At 54.4% G+C, this 17,394-nt stretch carries 20 protein-coding genes; 8 read left to right on the top strand and 12 right to left on the bottom strand.

The window, feature by feature from the left end:
• Positions 1–20: 20 nt before the first annotated feature.
• The 7 genes from infB to ACYX34_RS06865 all read right to left on the bottom strand — a co-directional run bounded on the left by infB (position 21) and on the right by ACYX34_RS06865 (position 6,537).
• Entirely contained in the window at positions 21–2,600 is a 2,580-nt protein-coding gene (gene infB / locus ACYX34_RS06895; RefSeq protein ID WP_462075896.1) for a translation initiation factor IF-2, read from the bottom strand.
• 22 nt (positions 2,601–2,622) lie between these two features.
• Positions 2,623–3,780 (bottom strand): transcription termination factor NusA, encoded by a 1,158-nt coding sequence (gene nusA, locus ACYX34_RS06890; protein ID WP_462075817.1) that lies wholly within the window; start codon positions 3,778–3,780, stop codon positions 2,623–2,625.
• A 51-nt stretch (positions 3,781–3,831) separates the two neighbouring features.
• Complete coding sequence (locus tag ACYX34_RS06885) at positions 3,832–4,290, bottom strand: ribosome maturation factor RimP (RefSeq protein ID WP_462075816.1); 459 nt, start codon at positions 4,288–4,290, stop codon at positions 3,832–3,834.
• A 129-nt stretch (positions 4,291–4,419) separates the two neighbouring features.
• Entirely contained in the window at positions 4,420–5,259 is an 840-nt protein-coding gene (gene dat, locus ACYX34_RS06880) for a D-amino-acid transaminase (RefSeq protein ID WP_462075815.1), read from the bottom strand.
• Between the two features lie 4 nt (positions 5,260–5,263).
• Entirely contained in the window at positions 5,264–5,602 is a 339-nt protein-coding gene (locus ACYX34_RS06875; protein ID WP_462075814.1) for a protease inhibitor I42 family protein, read from the bottom strand.
• A 52-nt stretch (positions 5,603–5,654) separates the two neighbouring features.
• On the bottom strand, positions 5,655–5,972 hold the full coding sequence (locus tag ACYX34_RS06870; RefSeq protein WP_462075813.1) for a Rieske (2Fe-2S) protein: 318 nt from the start codon (positions 5,970–5,972) through the stop codon (positions 5,655–5,657).
• 31 nt (positions 5,973–6,003) lie between these two features.
• On the bottom strand, positions 6,004–6,537 hold the full coding sequence (locus ACYX34_RS06865; protein ID WP_462075812.1) for a DUF192 domain-containing protein: 534 nt from the start codon (positions 6,535–6,537) through the stop codon (positions 6,004–6,006).
• Between the two features lie 194 nt (positions 6,538–6,731).
• On the opposite strand from ACYX34_RS06865, the gene ACYX34_RS06860 reads away from it, so the two are divergent.
• Positions 6,732–7,079, top strand: a complete 348-nt coding sequence (locus ACYX34_RS06860; RefSeq protein ID WP_086424882.1) for a 4Fe-4S dicluster domain-containing protein — start codon at positions 6,732–6,734, stop codon at positions 7,077–7,079.
• A 186-nt stretch (positions 7,080–7,265) separates the two neighbouring features.
• Here ACYX34_RS06860 and ACYX34_RS06855 read toward each other — a convergent pair whose 3' ends face one another.
• Positions 7,266–7,745, bottom strand: a complete 480-nt coding sequence (locus tag ACYX34_RS06855) for a hypothetical protein (RefSeq protein WP_462075811.1) — start codon at positions 7,743–7,745, stop codon at positions 7,266–7,268.
• Positions 7,746–8,159: 414 nt separating this feature from the next.
• On the opposite strand from ACYX34_RS06855, the gene ACYX34_RS06850 reads away from it, so the two are divergent.
• On the top strand, positions 8,160–8,774 hold the full coding sequence (locus ACYX34_RS06850) for a CBS domain-containing protein (protein WP_462075810.1): 615 nt from the start codon (positions 8,160–8,162) through the stop codon (positions 8,772–8,774).
• Positions 8,775–8,841: 67 nt separating this feature from the next.
• Here the strand turns inward: ACYX34_RS06850 and ACYX34_RS06845 are convergent, their stop codons facing one another.
• On the bottom strand, positions 8,842–9,324 hold the full coding sequence (locus tag ACYX34_RS06845; protein ID WP_462075809.1) for an MEKHLA domain-containing protein: 483 nt from the start codon (positions 9,322–9,324) through the stop codon (positions 8,842–8,844).
• 111 nt (positions 9,325–9,435) lie between these two features.
• Here ACYX34_RS06845 and leuC point away from each other — a divergent pair, with 111 nt between their 5' ends.
• From leuC to ACYX34_RS06830, 3 genes are read left to right on the top strand one after another with little or no spacing between them, the layout of a single operon-like run.
• A complete protein-coding gene (leuC, locus tag ACYX34_RS06840; RefSeq protein WP_462075808.1) occupies positions 9,436–10,839 on the top strand; it encodes a 3-isopropylmalate dehydratase large subunit in 1,404 nt (467 codons plus the stop codon).
• Positions 10,840–10,846: 7 nt separating this feature from the next.
• Positions 10,847–11,470, top strand: coding sequence for a 3-isopropylmalate dehydratase small subunit (gene leuD, locus ACYX34_RS06835; protein ID WP_462075807.1), 624 nt, complete (start codon positions 10,847–10,849; stop codon positions 11,468–11,470).
• Between the two features lie 15 nt (positions 11,471–11,485).
• Positions 11,486–11,836: a hypothetical protein gene (locus ACYX34_RS06830; protein WP_462075806.1), complete on the top strand. Its 351-nt coding sequence runs from the start codon at positions 11,486–11,488 to the stop codon at positions 11,834–11,836.
• A 14-nt stretch (positions 11,837–11,850) separates the two neighbouring features.
• Here the strand turns inward: ACYX34_RS06830 and corA are convergent, their stop codons facing one another.
• Positions 11,851–12,906 carry a magnesium/cobalt transporter CorA gene (gene corA, locus ACYX34_RS06825; protein WP_462075805.1) on the bottom strand — a complete coding sequence of 352 codons (1,056 nt, stop codon included), beginning with the start codon at positions 12,904–12,906 and terminating at the stop codon, positions 11,851–11,853.
• Between the two features lie 93 nt (positions 12,907–12,999).
• Here corA and ACYX34_RS06820 point away from each other — a divergent pair, with 93 nt between their 5' ends.
• On the top strand, positions 13,000–13,794 hold the full coding sequence (locus tag ACYX34_RS06820; RefSeq protein WP_462075804.1) for a 3'(2'),5'-bisphosphate nucleotidase CysQ: 795 nt from the start codon (positions 13,000–13,002) through the stop codon (positions 13,792–13,794).
• Between the two features lie 105 nt (positions 13,795–13,899).
• Here the strand turns inward: ACYX34_RS06820 and ACYX34_RS06815 are convergent, their stop codons facing one another.
• Both ACYX34_RS06815 and ACYX34_RS06810 read right to left on the bottom strand, forming a co-directional pair.
• Positions 13,900–15,057, bottom strand: coding sequence for a pyridoxal phosphate-dependent aminotransferase (locus ACYX34_RS06815; RefSeq protein ID WP_462075803.1), 1,158 nt, complete (start codon positions 15,055–15,057; stop codon positions 13,900–13,902).
• 229 nt (positions 15,058–15,286) lie between these two features.
• Positions 15,287–15,769, bottom strand: a complete 483-nt coding sequence (locus ACYX34_RS06810; protein ID WP_462075802.1) for a hypothetical protein — start codon at positions 15,767–15,769, stop codon at positions 15,287–15,289.
• A gap of 387 nt (positions 15,770–16,156) precedes the next feature.
• On the opposite strand from ACYX34_RS06810, the gene ACYX34_RS06805 reads away from it, so the two are divergent.
• Positions 16,157–16,564: a hypothetical protein gene (locus tag ACYX34_RS06805; protein WP_462075801.1), complete on the top strand. Its 408-nt coding sequence runs from the start codon at positions 16,157–16,159 to the stop codon at positions 16,562–16,564.
• Between the two features lie 370 nt (positions 16,565–16,934).
• Positions 16,935–17,394: LEA/WHy family protein (locus tag ACYX34_RS06800; protein WP_462075800.1), on the top strand; the 460-nt coding region annotated here is incomplete at its 3' end.

The raw sequence follows: 17,394 nt of genomic DNA, 5'->3' as shown, positions 1-17,394 counted from the left end.
CTCATAAGCCGGATCGACATCTAGAGTTTGGCTGCTATTTTATCGATCGTATACGCTTCGACGATGTCTCCCGTTTTTACATCATTAAAGTTCTCGATGCTCAAGCCACATTCATACCCTTGCTGAACCTCACGCACATCGTCTTTAAATCGCCTCAAGGAGCCAAACTTACCTTGATACACCACCACATTGTCCCGAATCACACGAACCCCTGCACTCGTACGAGAGAGAAGTCCATCGAGCACATAGGCGCCTGCCACTGCGCCGACTTTGGGAATCATAAAGACCTGACGGACCTCCGCACGTCCGAGGACACGTTCCTTCAACGTTGGCTCAAGCAAACCTTCCATCGCGGCTTTAATGTCGGCAATGGCGTCATAGATGATCGTATAGAGGCGGACATCGACCCCCTGCTGTTCGGCCAACGCCGTGGCTTTTGGCTCAGGTCTGATATTGAAACCGATGATGATCGCCCGCGATGCTGCTGCGAGTAGGACGTCGGATTCCATGATGCCGCCCACGGCATTATGAATAACCCGAAGCTTGACCGCATCGGTCGATAGCTTTTCAACGGCCCCAGCCAAGGCTTCCGAGGAACCCTGCACATCGGCTTTGATGACGATGGCCAATTCCTTCACCGAGCCTTCTTGAATTTTTGCAAAGAGATCATCAAGCGAGACTTTCGTCGGCCCAGTCAATTCAGCTGCCCTGCGTTTTTGCGCTCGCTCTTCGGCAATCTCTCTAGCAACCCGCTCATTCGATACGACATGGAAGACATCCCCCGCCGAAGGGACGCCGGGCAATCCAATGACTTCAACAGGAATGGACGGCCCCGCCTGCTGCGTCTTCTCACCCCGATCATTGATGAGCGCTCGCACGCGACCACTAAACATGCCCACGACATAGGCATCGCCCACCCGTAACGTCCCGCTCTGCACGAGAACTGTGGCAACCGGCCCTCTCCCCCGTTCAATTTTGGCTTCGATGACCGTACCCTTAGCTTGTCGGTGTGGGTCTGCCTTTAACTCAAGCACTTCAGCCTGGAGAAGAATCATTTCCAGAAGAGTATCGAGACCCGTTTTCTGTTTGGCCGATACCTCTACCATAATCGTATCGCCGCCCCAGGCTTCAGAAATGAGTCCATGCTCTGAAAGTGCATTCTTGACACGATCAGGGTTCGCGGTGGGTTTATCAATTTTGTTCATCGCGACGATCAGGGGAACTCCGGCCGCTTTCGCATGATGGATGGCCTCAATGGTCTGGGGCATGACCCCATCGTCGGCGGCAACAACCAGAATAACGACGTCCGTGACCTTCGCCCCCCGAGCTCGCATAGCCGTGAACGCTTCATGACCTGGCGTATCCAAGAAGGTCACCTGCTTGCCCCGCACTGAGACCGTATAAGCACCAATGTGCTGTGTGATGCCTCCCGCCTCCCCCTCGGCAACATTGGTTTGACGGATGGCATCGAGTAACGATGTTTTCCCGTGATCAACATGACCCATGATGGTCACGACGGGTGGACGAGGCTCAGGTCGTTCCTCACCGCCGGTCTCCAGTACATCCTGCAACAAGTCGTCCCCTACTTTTTCAACGGCAATGTCGATCTTGACGCCACTCTCCTCCGCCAGCATCGACGCCGCATCCAGATTCATGGGCTGGTGAAAGGTCAACATCTGTCCCATATCCATGAGTTTACGAACAATGTCGGCCGGACGCTGGCCGATCAACTCAGCAAATTCCTTGACCGTGGTTCGAGGGGTAACCTTGACACTCTTTCGTCGAGGCTTAGTCACCTCGGAGGGAACACTATGATGGAGATGCTTCGATCGGTCGTCACGACGCTGCACTGGAATGGCTCGGAGATCTTGCCAGCGTGCAGCATCCTCCCTAAATTTTACATCCTGCTGATCATCTTTGGGGCGACCTACCTTTCGGACTTTCTTGGCTTTATCCTTCTGTCCTTCGGCCTCAATGGCCTCAAACGCCATGCTCTTTTTCTTACCCAGGACGGATTCAACCGTCGTAGTCGCAACAGGAGGCGGAGCGGCGATCACCTTGGGCTGTACGTCATCCGACTTGGGGGGCACCACAGGAGGCGCAACTGCCGCTGGAGGCGGCACCACGACTTCCTCCTGAACAGCTTCCACCAGTGGGCTGGGAGCGACAATCGCCTCAAGAGCAGGTTGCTCTGGAGCAACTGATGGCGGAGTGATGGCTGAGACTGACGGTTCAGGCTGAGGTATGCGTTCGATTTCCACAGTCGAGGAAGACGCAAGAACCTCCGCTGGCTCTTCTTCTTTCTTACGCTTGATCAAAATACGCCGCTTGTCCGGCTTTGGCGATTCTTCTGCCGGTTGACCCTTACTGGCCACAGCTTTGCCCTGCCCCATCCCGTGAACGGACCTGGGCGCAACATCCCCCTCACTCCCGGGTCCCTGCCCTTTAGATTGAGGAGCAAGCTTCTCCAGGACTTTCTGCACGATCCCATCATCCAGAGCACTGCTATGGGAGGTTACCGACACACCCATTTTCTTGAGCTCCGGGATGAGCACGCGATTTTCCATACCCAACTTTTTCGCAAGTTCGTATACGCGCATTGCCATCAGACGATTCCGTATCCTACTCTGATCCGCTCGTTGCCTCTTCCGCTCTCGCAGCTTGCCGGGCTTCTTCCTGCAGTCGCTGCGCCTCCGCTTCCTCCGCCAGTGCCGCTTTGATTTCCTTATCGCGCTCCACTTTTTCCTTTTCGTATTCCGTCGCGCTGATGATATCGATCTTCCATCCTGTCAAGCGTGCCGCAAGCCTGACATTCTGACCATTTTTTCCGATGGCCAGGGATAGCTGGGAATCAGCAGCGACCACGAGCGCCGACTTCTTCTCCTCGTCGATACCGACCTTTTCGATGGTAGCGGGATTTAGCGCTTCCGCAATGAACACCCGCGGATCCTGCGTCCAGGTAATGATGTCGATCTTCTCACCACGCAACTCACGGACAACCGCTTGCACACGAGAACCTTTAATGCCGACGCAGGCTCCCACCGGATCCACGGCCTTTTCCCGCGAGGTTACGGCGATCTTCGTACGGTCGCCAGGTTCCCGAACAACCGATTTGATTTCGATGATCTTCTCCATAATTTCCGGCACTTCAAGCTCAAAGAGCTTCGCCACGAATTGCGGGTGGCTGCGTGACAAAATCACTTGTACATCCTTCGGGGTCCGACGAACTTCCAGGAGCATGGCTTTGACTCGATCACCGCGCCGGTAGGTTTCACGCGGGATCTGCTCTTGGATCGGAAGAAGCGCCTCCGTCTTTCCGAGGTCCACCAAGTAATTGCGGCGCTCCATCCCGAGAATGATGCCGGTGACCAAATCACCCTGCCTCGTCGAGTATTCCTTTTGCACCGCCTCCCACTCGGCCTCGCGAACCTTTTGAAAGATGACCTGCTTGGCGGTTTGAGCGGCAATTCTCCCCAATTCGTTCATTTCAATCAGGGACCCGATTTCGTCCCCCACTTCGGCTTCGCTGTCGTATTGACGAGCTTCTTGCAGCGAAATTTCAGCTTTCGGATTGCTGACCGTCTCGACGATGATCTTCTTAGAGACGACGGAAATTTCACCTGTTTTCGGATCCATCTCAACCTGAATGTTTTCAGCCTGCCCGAAACGCTTCTTTGCGGCAGTCTGCAGAGCGGATTCGATGGCTCCGATCACGCGGGCCTTGTCAATTCCTTTTTGGCGCCCGATTTCGTCAATCACTGAAATCAGTTCTCGGTTCATACCTCACGCTCCTGCATCCGGTTTCCACTCACGGCGCCCCTGACCTCACACTTAAATTTTCACAACCAATTTCGCTTCCGCGATGATCTCGCGACTGAGCTGGATCACCTGAGAAGCTCGATGCGCGGCTATCGTCAGCACAACGAGATGCTCATCAGCTTGCATCAACTCTCCGGCAATCCGCCACTGACCGTCGAGAGGCTGGCGAAGCTTGAGATTCACCTGTTTCCCAATCGCCCGCTGATAGTCCTGAGTTCTCTGGAACGGGCGATCCAAACCTGGAGATGAGACTTCAAGCGTATAGGCGTGAGGGAACGGATCGGCCACATCGAGTGCCGGCCCTAGAGCCTTATGTGCTTGCTCACAGTCGGTGATGGTCACGCCACCCGGTTTATCGATCAACACACGAACGACGGAACGCGGACCTCGACCAACACAGACGATATCGATCAATTCGAGCCCAAGCGTCCATAAAATCGGTGAAATGATTTCGTGCAATCGGTCGATCACCGGTTGCGAACTACTCCCCGGTATCCTCAACCTCAATGTCCCCTTGGAACATGACCAAACAAAAAAGTGGGCGTGCGCCCACTTACAGAGGCGGTACCATACCATGCACCCCTAAGCAATGCAAGGGGACTAGCCCGTCAGTAATGCCCATCGAGCGGCCAAGGCCTGGGTGATTGGACCAGGGTGACCGGAGCCGATGGGTTTCCCGTCGATCTGAACGACTCCGAGGACTTCAAGCGTGGTACCAGTGAGAAAGACTTCGTCTGCTTGGTAGAGGGAGTCGATCGACAGAAATCGCTCGTCGACGACAACCTCTTCCTCTCTTGCTAGCTGCAGCACGACCGTCCTGGTCACGCCAGACAGAATGCGCGGGCTTTCGGGAGCCGTGATGATGACGCCCCCCTGAACAACCATCACATTGCTCACGGCCCCTTCCATGACAAAGCCGTCGCGAACTAGGATAGCCTCGAACACACCCGCCTTGCGCGCCTCCTCACGAGCCAGCACGTTGGCCAGTAAATTGACGCTTTTGATATCACATCGCCCCCATCGCAGATCCTCACAAGTACAGGCCGTCACGCCGTTGCGCCGCGTCTCTGGACTAAGAGGATGGAGTGCTCGAATCGTCATGACGGCTGTCGGGCGACTCTCGGAAGGGAAGGTATGATCACGCGGAGCTACTCCGCGTGTCAGCTGAACATAGATCTTGGCATCCTGATACCCAGCAAGACTTAGCCCATGCTGAATCCACTGCATCCACTGTCTTCTGGTATAAGGCTGGGGAATGGAGAGTTCCGTCGCGCTTCGATCAAGCCGATCAAGATGTGCACCCACTTCAAAGGGAGCGCCTCGATAGGTTCGAATCACTTCATAGACGGCATCCCCGAATTGAAACCCGCGATCATCGATGGAAACCGTCGCATCCTGCCACGGAAGGAAACGGCCATTAATAAAGGCAATGTCTGGCATGGAATCAATTCCCCGTGGGTGGCTGCGCCTCTATCTTGAAAAGGCGACGATCTTCTGCGGTGAATTTCCACCCCATACGCTTTTCGAACACCACGTAGTATACCCCCGGCTGTACTGCCGCAAACTCAAAAATGCGTTGTCCGTTTTCGACGGCGTTATTACTCGCGATACGAAGAAATTCGTCGCTGAGCAGCGTAAGTCCTTTGGTATCATACGAGGCGACCCATTGCTCACCTCTTGTCCGATCTTCCCACAACTGCAGGACAAAGGGTTGGTCAACCATGACCTGGCGGGAATCCCCGGCATCATACATTGAAACAGGCTCGACACCGGTGGTATTCACACCAACATCCTCTTTGCACGCGTCACGACCATGCGTATTCTCTTGGCTCTCGTCATATTTTCTTCCTCGGACCGATGAGAATCTCGGTCCCTTCCACCAGAACCTCGTAACTTCCTACACAATAACCACCCCCATCCGTACCTTGTCCATTTCGGATGTCGAACGCAAGATCGTGCCAGGGGCAGGCAATGACGTAGCCCTTGAGCCGACCTTCAATGAGAGGTCCTCCTTCGTGAGGGCAGCTGTTATGAATGGCGTAAAACTTCCCGTCGACATTGAACAGCGCGATCGGACGATCATTGACCTTGACAATCTTCGACTGTCCTGGAGGCACGTCTTCAACCTGGCCGACCTTTTGAAACCCATCCATCGTGATATATCCCCTTGGTGTGCCGCAAGGCCTAGAGGCGAAGGGCATATTTGAGTTCATCGTTTTTTGCGACTCCCGCCTTTTTAATGAATCCAGACTCCGCCTGTATCACATAGCGCGCCGCTTCAGGTGGCGGCCCAAACAATGGGCAAGGATCTTTGGCGCAGGGCTCTGCCTGCTCAAGCAAATGCACGACATGGTGACTCTCATCAACCCAGAGAATATCAATGGGGAATCGATATTCCCGGGTCGTGACCCGATGAAGACCATTTTCTTCAAAGATATACAACATGCCACCGTTAGTTGGTAATGCCTCTCGAAAGGCCAGCCCAAAGAGGAGCTTCTCAGGAGTATCAGCCACCTCAGCCTCGAGTTCGACGCCACTGGGAAACGTCACCACAATCACACTCGATTCTTTGCGCTCAACGAGAAACACCGAGGCACTCATCAATAGCAGCGCCAGCAGGACCATCATGATGATCCGCTTCTTTTTCTGCTCCCGATCACTCGCTTGACTCTGATGACTGGACATCTGGAGAAGAGTACTGACTTCGTTTTTTCCCATGCTGGGTCCAATGACCCATGCGTAGAACTACCCTAGGCCTTCTGACCGGAACTCGTTGTGTTGACTTGGAAAAGAAGCGCAGAATAAAATGCGTCCCCACGCTGTCAATCGTCAAATCGGGCATTACTATGGTGGGGGACATGGGAGCTTGTCAATATTGAATAGACGTTGGGAGTGAGAAGGAGGCTTGGGTCATGGCTCTACTGATTACGGATGAGTGCATTTCTTGCGGGGCATGCCTACCGGAATGTCCCAATGAAGCAATTTTTGAAACCAGAAGCGACGCTGAGTCCAAAGGGAACCATGTTGGTGACGGACAAGGAGTCGGCGATAATATTTATGTCATTGCCCATGACCGATGCACCGAGTGCGTCGGCCATTTCGACGAACCCCAATGCGCGGCCGTCTGCCCGGTGGATAATTGCTGTATCTCCGACCCTCTCTATCCAGAGACGACAGAGGTCCTTCTGGAAAGAGCAAAGACCCTGAATCCCGATAAAGGGATAGACCCAGCTAAGGTATGGAGTGGGGTCAGAAACTAATCAACTCGAGTCCTATCGGTGGTGAAGAAAGGTCTTGGTTCTCTTCAGAACCAAGACCTTTCGTTTTTGAGAGGATCTCGGATGCTGGTATGGCCGTTTTAGACCCGCTGAAAAACAATGGCCTCAAGGAGTTTCTCCTTGAGGCCAAAAATCTCCGCTGAGATGCTCTCTGTTCGGTACCCGCTACTATTTCAACATGAGCAACTTGCCGCCGACATGTCCCGGATGCAAATGACACCGATATTCCAGTACGTTCCCTGCCGCATAAAACAAATCGCTGGTCGGAACACCGATGTACTTCGTCTCTCCAGGCTTGAGGACCAGAGTAGTGTGCAAAACAGTCGGTGCCGATTGTTGATTCACTGCCGCCGTGAGTTGAAATCCATGCTCAGCCGTCGCCTTGTTTGTGACCTTTAAGAGAACGGGTGCACCAGGACGCGCTTTGAAATCGATGACCGTCGTGGGAGGATACCAGACCTTCGTATCTCCAATTTCGAGCGCGAAAAACGAGACATCGACAGTGAGTTCCTTGAACGGTTGCCCGACGACGGAACCGGATTCCAGATCGCCGGTTTCGACGCCGCCCGCCTGAAGTGCGTATGAACCTGAAACTCCGGCCAACACCATCCCAAGGCCGAGAAAGACCGCCAACAATGACTTGCCCATAACTACCCCCCTTGCGAGAAAAGAAGAGATGAAATAGAAGCTCGTGACCTGTGTGTATGATGCCAAACTCTGGAGGACGTGCAGGCGTTTGGTACTCTACACCCTTCTTCTATAAGCCTTCACAGAACAATCATCGACAACCGACGAATTCTAATTATGCGGAGATCCTTATAACATAGGGCTCAAAATGGAAGCAACCAATTTGGGACCACCATGGGTGGAGGACTTATCGCCAAAAGTAAAACACAACATGGTGACGACACCTTTTACTTCTGCTATCGGCAACGGTGTCGGACACGGCTCTGCGTTATCGCTCACTCTTTGGCCGAAGAACCTTCACTCGAATAGACCTTCCTTATTCTTCGCTTCAGTATTTCACCAACTCTGCCGATACAACAGCCAAGGAGCTATAGCATGCCCATTATTGTGGCAGTCAACGGGATTGCGGAAGTCTATCCGGCAAAGCTCGTGACCCCACGGTACAACCGCACGGAGGCTGCGGCAGATCGGGAGCACCATGGCCAACAGGCATCGACGTTGGACCACCCCGCCTTGATTGCACACACCGCGTATCAACAACAGGGCTCTGACCGATCACACCCTACACTGGCGGTCCTGGCCCGAGACTTGATGACGACACCTGTCTTCTCTCTCCCATCCGACAGTCCGCTGCTTGATGCGTGGACGATCATGTCTCACAAGGGATTCCACCATATCCCCATCACGTCAGTACATGGCACGCTCGTAGGAATGCTTTCCTATCGAGACCTCCTCCAGCATGTACCTGAATTGATCTCAACGGCCGATACACGACAGGCTTCCCATAAGCATGCTGCCGAGATCATGACCCCGCGAGTCATCTCGGCAACACCGACCACAGAGATCCGCGAAATCGCTCGAGTCATGCTGGAGGAGCAGATCCATGCCGTTCCAATTCTGGATCAGACCCGTCGTTTGGTCGGCATACTTTCCACGCAAGACCTGCTCCATGGCATCGCGAACCATGCTCCCCTCGAACTGTGGACCTGACCTTCCAGTCTTTTGCCTGATCGTTCAAGATCCTTTCACAAAAACGAATCGTCAATTCTGGCAAGGGCTAGCTCGTGGATTTCCTTCCCGCCAGATCAAATGAAAATGTCGCCGCTTGCCCAACGGGACTTCCGGCTAAATCGATCACGGTCCAAATTATCGCCCGGTCAACCACAAAACGACGGCCCGTTGATGAAATCCGCACTCCTGTGTAACCATCATAGTAGCCTTGGGCTCTCGCTTGCGCCAACATCCGCTCCCGCTCTGGTCGGTTATCGGCTTCAGCCGTCAGTCGCGAGGGAGTCGCGGTGAATTGCTCCCAGGAAACCTCCCACAAATCTAGGGCGACTTGGTTGCCATAATTCAAGACCGGATCGGGCTCAACACCATGCGACACCACAATACATGAGGCTTCGAACAGTCGCTGCGCTTGCGCCCTCTCATCTCCGACCCGCGCAACCAACTCTTTCCCGACCCAATGGCGATAACTGTCCAGCAAGAACTGACTCCACTCCATAACGCGCGGTTCTTTCCACGGTGCAGTTTTCACGAAGGTGGTGGTATCACGACGTGCGGTGAAGGGCAAGCATCAGAGACACCTTGTCAAGACCATGGGCCTTCTCTGTATAATGGGTCCTCACAATACGAAGCAGGAGCACCGATGGCCGGCAAGACACTGTTCGATAAAATTTGGGAATCGCATGTTGTCCGCGAGGAGCCTGACGGAACCACCCTTCTGTACATCGATCGGCAACTCGTGCATGAGGTGACATCACCGCAGGCCTTCGAAGGGTTGAAGCTTGCCGGTCGCCGCCCACGCCGCCCCGCTGCCACACTCGCGGTGCCGGATCACAATGTCCCGACGACCGACCGGAAACTGCCGATCGCCGATCACATTAGTGCGAAGCAAATTCAAACCCTTGAGGAAAACTGCCGTGACTTTGGCATTACCTTCTTCGGCATGGATGATATCCGACAAGGCGTGGTCCACGTCATCGGTCCCGAACAAGGGTTCACGCTTCCAGGAACGACGATCGTGTGTGGAGATTCTCATACATCTACCCATGGGGCATTCGGTGCATTGGCATTCGGTATTGGAACCAGCGAAGTCGAGCATGTCTTGGCCACACAGTGCCTCGTCCAGAAACGACCCAAAACGATGGAAGTCCGGGTTGAGGGAACCCTGTCTGATCGCTGTTCGGCCAAGGACATTATTTTGGCAATTATCGGAAAAATCGGCACGGCCGGCGGCACCGGTTATGTCATCGAATACACAGGGTCGGCGATTCGCGCACTGAGCATGGAAGGGCGTATGACCCTCTGCAACATGTCGATCGAGGGAGGAGCCCGTGCTGGGCTGGTAGCCCCCGATGAAAAAACGACCGTCTATGTAAAGGGGCGCCCGCTCACCCCGACGGGAGAGTTGTTCGAACGGGCTATGAAGGCGTGGCAGTCGCTCAAGACCGATCCGGATGCCCGCTATGATGCCGTCGTCACCCTGCGAGCGGAAGAGATTGCCCCGCAGGTCAGTTGGGGAACAAGTCCGGGAATGGTGACAGGTGTGGATCAAAAGGTCCCGGACCCTCAAACGATCGCCGATGCCAAAACCAAGAGTGCGACGGAACGCGCCTTGAACTATATGGGACTATCTCCCAATACGCCGATCACCGACATCAAAATCGACAAGGTCTTCATTGGCTCCTGCACCAACTCACGCATTGAAGATTTGCGATTGGCGGCCAGCCTGGCTAAAGGTCGGAAGGTAGCCGCATCCGTCCATGCCATGGTGGTCCCAGGGTCAGGACTCGTCAAGCAACAGGCCGAGGCGGAAGGACTTGATCGCGTATTTCGTGATGCAGGATTTGAATGGCGAGAGGCAGGATGCAGCATGTGCCTGGCGATGAATGCGGACGTCCTGCAACCAGGGGAACGTTGTGCCTCCACCAGCAATCGCAATTTCGAGGGCCGCCAAGGCGCAGGCGGGAGAACCCATTTAGTCTCCCCTGCTATGGCAGTCGCAGCGGCCATCGAAGGACACTTCGTCGATATTCGACATTGGAGTTGAGGTCGTTATGGAACCGTTTACTACTCTCACTGGTCTCGTGGCCCCACTGGATCAAATCAATGTCGACACCGACCAAATTATTCCGAAGCAGTTTTTAAAGACCATCAAACGGACAGGGCTCCGGGAAGGTCTCTTTTTTGACTGGAGAAAGAAACAAGATGGATCACCTGATCCTGACTTTTTCTTGAATCAACCCCGCTATCAATCGGCCTCGATCTTATTGACGCGCGATAATTTTGGGTGCGGCTCATCCCGCGAACATGCTCCCTGGGCGCTGTTGGACCAGGGATTCCGATGCATCATCGCGCCGAGCTTTGCGGACATTTTTTATAACAACTGTTTTCAAAACGGCATTCTTCCCGTTGCGCTCAAGGCAGACGAAGTGCTGGCCCTCATGAAGCACGCCGTTGAGACCGAGGGATACCGGCTCACGGTCGATCTCGCGAACCAAACGGTCACGACACCAGAGAAAACGGCCTATCGGTTTGAGATCGACCCCTTCCGAAAAGAGTGTCTCTACCGGGGGCTCGATTCGATCGGCCTCACACTCCAACACGAGCAGGCCATCTCAGCCTATGAGACTCGTCGGAAGACTGAGGCTCCCTGGCTCTTCGGTGACATTCACGCGTAACAAGGGAGATAGCTGGTGAAAGCAGTGAAAGTGTTGTCGACCCTTCTCGTGTTTCTCGGTGCGGCCTATCTCATCGTTGTGTTCAACTGGACCTATTCCGATGGGAACCGAGCCGGCTACATCCAGAAGTTCTCCTCGAAGGGGTGGGTGTGCAAAACGCATGAAGGAGAGCTGGCCATGACCACGGTGCCGGGTACCGCTCCGGTCCTGTGGCAATTTACAATCTGGGACGACAAAGTCGCCGCTCAACTGAACGAAATAATGGGGAAGCGCGTGATCCTGCACTATAAGGAATATCGCTATATCCCGACCACCTGCTTCGGGGATACGACCTATTTTGTCGACAAGGTGGAAGTCCAAGAGTAAGGCAGTCCAACCGCTTACAGCCAGTTCTTGCGACGAAACCCGATCAACATGATCGCGGCGACGATGCCCATGATGCCGAGCGCCATGGGGTACCCCCATGCCCATTTCAACTCCGGCATATGCTCGAAATTCATCCCGTAGATACCGGCGATGAAACTGAGCGGCATAAAGATCGTTGTGATCACCGTCAGTACCCGCATGACGGCATTCAGGCGATAGCTCACACTGGACAGATAGATGTCGAGGCTGGCCGAAACCATTTCGCGCAGCGTCTCAATCGTATCCACGATCTGCACCACATGATCATAAACATCCCGGAAAAATAACTTCGTCGGCTCACGCAGGAATGAGCATTCCGAACGGGAAAGACTGTTGATCGCTTCCCGTAACGGCCACACGGCTCGACGCACGAAGAGCAACTGCCGTTTCAGTGCATGGATGCTTTGAAGGGTCTCCGGTTTCGGGTCAGCCATCACCTGCTCCTGGAGTGATTCAATACGCTCACCCAGCATTTCAAGCACGGCAAAATACTGGTCCACCACGGCATCGATCAACGCATACAGAAGATAGTCCGAGCCGTTTTGCCGCAGTCGTCCCTTGCCGCCTTTAAGGCGATCTCGAACGGGCCCGAACACATCCGTGCCGTTCTCCTGGAACGAGAGCACATAATTACGACCGAGCACGAAACTGACCTGTTCAACCAGGATATCTCCACGATCGGAGGTCGTCAGCATCTTCATCACAAGAAACAGATAGGTCTCGTAGTCGTCCAGCTTGGGACGCTGATCTGTGTTGGCGATGTCTTCCAGCAGCAGCGGATGGAGGCCAAAGTGTTTGCCAAATCTTTCCAACACCTCAACCTTATGAACTCCGCCCACATTGACCCAGATCACCGTCTCATCTGCCGGTGGCTGAAGGGTCTCGACGTCCGTCACAACCTGCTCGTCGCAGTGCGTGCTAGCGTAGTTGAAGCGGGTGACGATCACGGAGTTCGTACGTGTTTCACCGATGTGGATCAACGTTCCAGGAGAGAGACCGGTCTTCTTCGAACGCTTTTGGACCAACTTCATGATAGCGAGCTTGTACGCAGATTCTTGTGGAAGGTCAAGCCAAGAACTGGCAGGGTCCTTTTCATCCGGCGATAGGCCTGGTACTCTGCAGCTATGGGTTGGACTCATGAACTTGAAACACTCGAAGCCGCGATTCAAACGGCCGGTGCAGAGGCCTTGCGATTAGCCGCTGCTGGATTCGAGACGATCAGAAAGCCGGATCAGTCTCCAGTCACATCAGCAGACCTCGCAGTCAACGATATTCTGCACACGTACCTCCTCTCAGCATTTCCCCAGGACGGATGGTTATCGGAAGAATCCCCTGATGATGCCGTCCGTCTTCAGAAGGATCGGGTCTGGGTGGTCGATCCGATCGATGGAACCAAGGCTTTTATCAACAGAGTTCCGGAGTTTTGCATTTCCGTTGCCCTCATTAAGCATGGTCATCCCCTCGTGGCAGGGATCTATAACCCTTCGACCAACGAACTCTTCACTGCTATCCGGGGCGGAGGGCTTCGACTGAACCGTGAACCGGTAGATGCTCAGCAAGTCGGCACGAGGCAACGGCCCCTGATTGCGCTGAGTCCCTGGGAGCGCCAGATTGGTCGTTTCGCCGCACTCGATTCATGCACGCAGCATCGTCCGATGCTTTCCATCGCCTGGTCCCTCGCTCTGATGGCAGGCGGCCGCATCGATGCGGTAGCGACCTTTGAACCGGAAAATGAGTGGGATGTTGCCGCCGGAGTCTTGCTGATCACCGAATCCGGTGGGACGATTACCGATGGAAGCAGACAAGCCCTGACCTTCAACCGACCGACCCCACGCTACCGTGGGATCATCGCCACGAGCCCCCACTGTCCCGCTTCACTCATGCGCGAATTGGAGCGCCTGATTCCCGCCTCTGAATGACTCGTGCAATGGAAAATGAAAATGCAGGCTCATCCCGGCTCGTGATGCGCCTGTATCATGGTCGTACCTGGACGGCACCTCACGGCGATATACAGTCCGGACTAGCTACGTCCGAGTCTGTGTCAATCTCCGACAGGCCTCCTCCAGATCTTGATCTGTCTTGGCATAACTGAATCGGATAAAACCAGCCCCAACCTTGCTCCTGAAAAAGGCTTCCCCTGGCACGCCGGCGACCCCGGTTTTGTCTAACAGAAACATCGCACGTGCTTTCCCCGTCTGACCAGGAAGATGAGAGACATCCGCTAAGACATAATAGGCGCCTTGTGGAACGGATGGAGTGATCCCAGCCTGAGACAACGCACGGCAAAACCTCTCGCGCTTCCGCTGATACTCCTGCCGCAGGCCCTCATAGAAGCTATCCGGCAATTCACGAATACCTCGTGCCACCGCCATCTGCAACGGCGCTGGGGCACACACGTAGAGCAAATCGTTCATTGCTCCGATGGCTTGTGCCCACCGTCGCGATGCAACGCTGTACCCGATCCGCCAGCCCGTCACGCTGAAGGTCTTGGAGTACCCGCTGATCGTGACGGTTCGCTCGGCCATCTCCGGCAACGATGCGATACTGACATGGCGACGTCCGTCGTAAAGGAAGTATTCATACATTTCATCCGTGAAGACAAAGAGGTCATGCCGGCAGGCAAATTCCGCCAAGGCCTCTAATTCGGACCGGCTGTAAACCTTCCCAGAAGGGTTGCCTGGTGAGTTGACGATAATGGCCTTTGTCTTGGCCGTCACGACCTCTTCCAATTGGGTCATCGAATAGGACCAGGTCGGAGGTTGCATTGAAACCGCCACCGGAACCGCTTCGACCGCCACAAGCGCACTGAGATGGTATTGGTAGTACGGCTCAAACAGAATGACCTCGTCGCCGGGATTCAGCAGGGCCGCACAGGCAGAATGGAAAGCTCCCGTTGCACCCGCACTCACGGTGATGTCGGTTTCAGGATCGGCCTGCATCCGGTTATACCGTTCCAGCTTCTCGGCAATCGCCTGCCGCAACTCCGGCAACCCATCGAAGCGCGTATAGACGTTGTATCCATCACGAATCGCCCGCTCAGCCCCTTCGAGCACGATCGAAGGTACCGGCGTATCACAAACCCCCTGCGCCATGTTGAGACCCTTTGCACTGGCACAGGCCTGCGTCATAGCGCGAATTTCTGATTGAGCTAAATCCGTCATTCGTCGACTAACTGTGCGCATTCCGGTGCTCCTTCTTTTCTACCCCAAACTGGTACTCTTTCTGGCAGAGGATTGTGCCGGCGTCAAGGCAAGGGACACTTTCTGGATGCTCAGGCCAGGGGTTGGGATTTACACATTCATCAGATAGATAAGAATCAATTGCCAGTTGATGGGACTGAAGAGATTCGGCGTATTCAAAAACCCTCGGTCGTATTCGGCACGCGTGAGTACGTGCCGAATGTAAACTCTTTTAGGCTGCTTTTCCCGATGAACTCCTGCTCTTAACCCGAACATCGACCTCACAATCCAGAACGTGCAGCAACGAGAGAAGCTGGTCCACCGACTTACGGTAGTTGGTTTGATCGAGCAACCGGTACAACTGCGTCGCCGATGTATGCAATCGTCTGATAATTTCTCGCTTTGACAGGGAACTTTTCTCGATCCGCTTCTGCGCTTCAATCGTCAGTTTGTAAAGCAACGCATCTCTCAGGAAGGATGGGTCTTGATTGTATTCCAGCACCTGCTCACTATGAATCGTCCCTTCTTTCCCGGATGCGAGAATATAGGTAAACCCCTCATCTCCCAATTCCTTATCGACAAAGACTCGGGCGACCGGGTCGGTGCTGCTTGGACGAACCTCTGTCTTTGAATAAGGTAGCAACAGTGTGCCTTTTGAGGACTTCACCTGAAACGCCTTCTTGCGGTTATTGCACATGACCGATCGAATCTTCATAGCGCTCCCTCGGCTTCTAATTTTTCAATCAACGCACGAATGCGTCTCGATGCCGTCCCGATCATCGGTTGGTTGTTGTCCAAATCCCATTTCACGATGAGCGCACAGTCTCGATAGACATGCACATGCCGGGGAAATGATCGCCCTTCCAGGTGACAAACACATACCCACCCCGGCGAACCTTCCCCATGATGAGTGTTACCTTGTGAGGTAGCACTTGTCAAGACCGGATCTAAGAGCATCCGAGTCCAGCCTTTATTCCAATTCCTCTGCTGTGTTGAAGAGTTAGAACGTAGCGGCCTGTTGCCCAAGAATAGGCGACCTGACTACACTCGCCCGTCAAGCCAAACAGTGGCGACTGATCGGATCCCCCTACGAGGCCGTATCATGCGACTCGCTCTGGTTTTCATCTTCACTCTGCTCATTGGATGTGCTGAACCCCGCCTCGATCATGGGATGGACCCAGGGTCAAGAACCGATACCGCTTCCAACCCAATGGGCAATGTGCAGACCGAGGGACGCAAGGCACTGTATGACCAGGCTCGCGAGGGGCTCCGACAGTCTCGTGAGCGGTATATCGCCACCACCCGCCCAGTTCTTGAGCGCAAGTTTCGATACGAACACCCCGATTTGACCGAGACAGAAATTGAGGCGATGATCAATGAGGCGCTGGCGACAGGATACCGCCACGAGGCGGAACCAAGACCGGAAGGTCCGGTCAGGCTCCCTCCGCAACGTCCCATGAACTGTATACCCTCCCCTGGAGGTTGGCCTTCCAATCCAAATTGTTACTAGCAGGATGCTGAAAAAGTCCGCCAGCTTTGTTCTCGCATCGCTCAGACCCTCAACGTACCCCAAAGGGTATGCTCAGCCCTTCACTCGCTGCGGCCGCGCTAAACGGACTTTTTGACCATCCTGCACGATACTCTGATCACATCCGAGATCAGTCATCTTAGTCTATGGCGGGAATGTCGAAATAGTTTCTGATTAGCCTGCCAATGAGCACACAGACCCTGGGGTTAGATCCAATTCAATGCGTCAACCACTGACCCTGATGCTGGGATGAGCAGTGAAAGACTCACCCTCACCCTATCATCGCTTCCCCTGAACGTCCTGACACCTTCCGCTTCGCTTTCCCGTAGATGTTCTTGCTATGATGCCGCCTATGCAACTTCACCGAGCAGCCTTGCTCTTATTCGCCGTGGCCATGCTATTTCCCGGCTGCGCCTCCTGGTTCATAAAAGGCGAACCGCCGGAGGTACTCGTCACCAATGTCACGCCGCTGGACGCGACGATGTTCGAACAGCGGCTTCGCGTCGATCTCCGGGTCCGCAATCCGAACGACTTCGACTATCACCTGACGGGCATCGATTTCACCTTGAATCTGAACGGGAAACGCCTGGCCCGTGGCCTGGGAAGCAAGGAGGTAACGATTCCCCGGTTAGGTGATGCCGTGATGACAATCGACACCAGCACCTCAACGCTCGACATCGTGCGACAACTGTTCCAATTCTCTCAGAAACAGGAACTGACATACGACATCAAAGGCGTGCTGCATGGTACGGAAGGGCGATTGCCGTTCACCAATGCAGGAACGCTCGTTGAGCCGAGCATGTTCTCCGGCT

Source organism: Nitrospira sp. CMX1 (assembly GCF_054902215.1).
The sequence above is the reverse complement of the archived record's forward strand: the minus strand, read 5'-3'. Positions and strand labels throughout refer to the sequence as shown.

Bases quoted from the DNA above. Each gene is read 5' to 3' on its own strand.
- ACYX34_RS06855 (WP_462075811.1), bottom strand. From the start codon at position 7,745: ATGGGCAAGTCATTGTTGGCGGTCTTTCTCGGCCTTGGGATGGTGTTG.
- dat (WP_462075815.1), bottom strand. From the start codon at position 5,259: ATGCCAGACATTGCCTTTATTAATGGCCGTTTCCTTCCGTGGCAGGAT.
- infB (WP_462075896.1), bottom strand. From the start codon at position 2,600: ATGCGCGTATACGAACTTGCGAAAAAGTTGGGTATGGAAAATCGCGTG.
- corA (WP_462075805.1), bottom strand. From the start codon at position 12,906: ATGAAGTTGGTCCAAAAGCGTTCGAAGAAGACCGGTCTCTCTCCTGGA.
- ACYX34_RS06865 (WP_462075812.1), bottom strand. From the start codon at position 6,537: ATGGGAAAAAACGAAGTCAGTACTCTTCTCCAGATGTCCAGTCATCAG.
- nusA (WP_462075817.1), bottom strand. From the start codon at position 3,780: ATGAACCGAGAACTGATTTCAGTGATTGACGAAATCGGGCGCCAAAAA.
- ACYX34_RS06810 (WP_462075802.1), bottom strand. From the start codon at position 15,769: ATGAAGATTCGATCGGTCATGTGCAATAACCGCAAGAAGGCGTTTCAG.
- ACYX34_RS06850 (WP_462075810.1), top strand. From the start codon at position 8,160: ATGCCCATTATTGTGGCAGTCAACGGGATTGCGGAAGTCTATCCGGCA.
- leuC (WP_462075808.1), top strand. From the start codon at position 9,436: ATGGCCGGCAAGACACTGTTCGATAAAATTTGGGAATCGCATGTTGTC.
- ACYX34_RS06820 (WP_462075804.1), top strand. From the start codon at position 13,000: ATGGGTTGGACTCATGAACTTGAAACACTCGAAGCCGCGATTCAAACG.
- ACYX34_RS06805 (WP_462075801.1), top strand. From the start codon at position 16,157: ATGCGACTCGCTCTGGTTTTCATCTTCACTCTGCTCATTGGATGTGCT.
- ACYX34_RS06860 (WP_086424882.1), top strand. From the start codon at position 6,732: ATGGCTCTACTGATTACGGATGAGTGCATTTCTTGCGGGGCATGCCTA.
- leuD (WP_462075807.1), top strand. From the start codon at position 10,847: ATGGAACCGTTTACTACTCTCACTGGTCTCGTGGCCCCACTGGATCAA.
- ACYX34_RS06815 (WP_462075803.1), bottom strand. From the start codon at position 15,057: ATGCGCACAGTTAGTCGACGAATGACGGATTTAGCTCAATCAGAAATT.
- ACYX34_RS06870 (WP_462075813.1), bottom strand. From the start codon at position 5,972: ATGGATGGGTTTCAAAAGGTCGGCCAGGTTGAAGACGTGCCTCCAGGA.